This window comes from Streptomyces bobili (assembly GCF_002154575.1).
Lineage (GTDB): Bacteria > Actinomycetota > Actinomycetes > Streptomycetales > Streptomycetaceae > Streptomyces > Streptomyces bobili.
The window spans coordinates 1-2,198 of sequence record NZ_MUBA01000632.1 but is presented as its reverse complement, the minus strand read 5'-3'; the positions used below and the strand labels follow the sequence as shown (position 1 = coordinate 2,198).

The window sequence follows — 2,198 nt, the reverse complement described above, 5'->3', positions numbered from 1 at the left end:
TTCCGGTTCCGATTTCCTCGGCGCTTTCCAGGTTCCCGCTTTTGTTTCGCGGCTTCCTTTCCGGCGGTTCCGACTTTATCAGAAGTTCCGGGCCGGTCTGACCGGCCACTCATTTCCGATTCATCGGGGGTGCTTCTGCGGAATCCAGTTCCGAGAGGCTTTATAGATACTAACCCTGCCGCCGACCGGTTCAAGTCCAGTCCAGGCAACTGTTCGAATCTACCTCCCCGCACAACCCGTGTCAACAGGTTTTTTGGGGCGAGGAGGAGACTAGCAGTTCACCTGCCGTACATGCACATCAGGCGGCCGTCGGCACCGTGGCGCTGCGTTCGGCTGCTTCGACGTCGCCCGTGTCGCCCGCTCGGGCGGCCCTTCCGCCCAGGACGTACACGTAGGCGAGGAAGGCCAGCTCGGCGGCGATTCCGATGGTGATGCGGGCCCAGGTGGGCAGGTCGGAAGGGGTGACGAAGCCTTCGATGGCGCCTGAGACGAAGAGGACCAGGGCGAGGCCGACGGCCATGCCGAGGGCGGCTCGGCCTTCCTCGGCCAGGGCGGTGCGGCGGGTGCGGGGGCCGGGGTCGATGACGGTCCAGCCGAGTCTCAGGCCTGTGCCGGCGGCCACGAAGACCGCGGTCAGTTCGAGCAGGCCGTGCGGGAGGACCAGGCCGAGGAAGGTGTCGAGCCGGCCCGCCGAGGACATGAGGCCGATTCCGACACCGAGATTGAGCATGTTCTGGAAGAGGATCCAGAGGACGGGGACGCACAGGAAGACACCCAGGACCAGGCACATCGCGGCTGCCTGGGCGTTGTTCGTCCAGACCTGGGCGGCGAAGGACGCTGCGGGGTGGCTGGAGTAGTACGTCTCGTACTGGCCGCCTGGGCGGGTCAGCGCGTGCAGTTCGTCGGGGGCGGCTATCGAGGACTGGACTTCCGGGTGGGTGCCGATCCACCAGCCCAGGAGCGCCGCGAGCGCGGTGGAGGCGAGGGCGGTGGGGACCCACCAGTGCCGGGAGCGGTAGACCGCGGCCGGGAAGCTCTGGCTGAGGAAGCGGGTGACGTCCCGCCAGGAGGCCCTTCGGGTTCCCGTCACGGCGCTGCGCGCGCGTGCCACCAGTTGGCTGAGCCGGCCGGTGAGCTGGGGGTCGGGAGCGCTCGACTGGATGAGGGAGAGGTGGGTCGCGGTGCGCTGGTAGAGGGTGACGAGTTCGTCGGCCTCGGTACCCGTGAGGTTGCGGCGGCGCAGCAGGGTGTCGAGGCGGTCCCATTCGGCTCGGTGGGCTGAGACGAAGACGTCGAGGTCCATCGGGGTGCCTGCTCCTCGGCTGTTCGTCGCGGGACCGGTCGGGGTCAGCTTGTCGTACTGCGGCGCGGTGTGACTTCAGCTTGGCAGACTGGCCGGTGTCGGGGCAGGTCAGGGAAGGGGTGCGGGCGTGAGTGAGTTGGTGACGGGTGAGGCGGTGGCGCTGGAGCTTCAGCCGGCCAGGCTGCCCAGCAGGGCGCTGGCGGTGTTGCTGGATCTGACCGTGGTGCTGGTGGCTTATGTGGCGGTGAGTGTCGCGTTGCTGATGGCGACGGCGTCGCTGGACGAGGCGGCGCGGACCGCGGTGTCGATCGCCACGTTTCTGCTGGTGCTGGTGGGCGGTCCGATCGCGGTGGAGACCCTCAGCCATGGGCGGTCGCTGGGTAAGGCGGCGTGTGGGCTGCGGGTGGTGCGGGATGACGGGGGGCCGATCCGGTTCCGGCACGCGCTGGTGCGGGGTGCGCTCGGGGTGGTGGAGATTCTGCTGACGGCTGGGGTGGTGGCGTGCGTGGCTTCGCTGGTGTCGGCGCGGGGGCGTCGGCTGGGTGATGTGTTCGCGGGGACGCTGGTGGTGCGGGAGCGGGTGCCTGCCGCGCGGGTGGGTTTCGTGCCGCCTCCCCCGCCGTGGCTGGCCGGGAGGTTCTCGGGGCTCGATCTGTCGGCGGTGCCGGAGGGACTGTGGTTGGCGGTCCGGCAGTACCTGGGGCGGATGAACCAGCTGGATCCGCAGGTGGGGTGCGCGATGGCGGAGCGGTTGGCCGGTGACCTGGCGGAGCGTACGGGTGCCGCGGTGCCGACGGGCGTGCCGCCGGCCGCCTATTTGGCCGCGGTGGTGCAGGAGCGGCAGGTGCGGGAGGCGCGGCGGACGTTCGGGGGTGGGTTCGGGGGTGGTCCGGTG

2 protein-coding genes are annotated in these 2,198 nt (G+C 69.7%); one reads left to right on the top strand and one right to left on the bottom strand.

Annotated features, from left to right (window positions below; all coding sequences use genetic code 11):
* Positions 1-298: 298 nt before the first annotated feature.
* The gene (locus BZL64_RS35165) at positions 299-1,303 is read right to left on the bottom strand and encodes a stage II sporulation protein M (RefSeq protein ID WP_086773116.1); all 1,005 of its coding nucleotides are present in this window, start codon (positions 1,301-1,303) and stop codon (positions 299-301) included.
* Between the two features lie 127 nt (positions 1,304-1,430).
* On the opposite strand from BZL64_RS35165, the gene BZL64_RS35160 reads away from it, so the two are divergent.
* Positions 1,431-2,198, top strand: a 768-nt coding sequence (locus BZL64_RS35160; RefSeq protein ID WP_107430411.1) for an RDD family protein, incomplete at its 3' end; no start/stop codon positions are given.

What these genes read in the sequence shown, in the direction of transcription:
- BZL64_RS35165 (WP_086773116.1), bottom strand. Translation starts at nt 1,303, where the DNA reads ATGGACCTCGACGTCTTCGTCTCAGCCCACCGAGCCGAATGGGACCGC.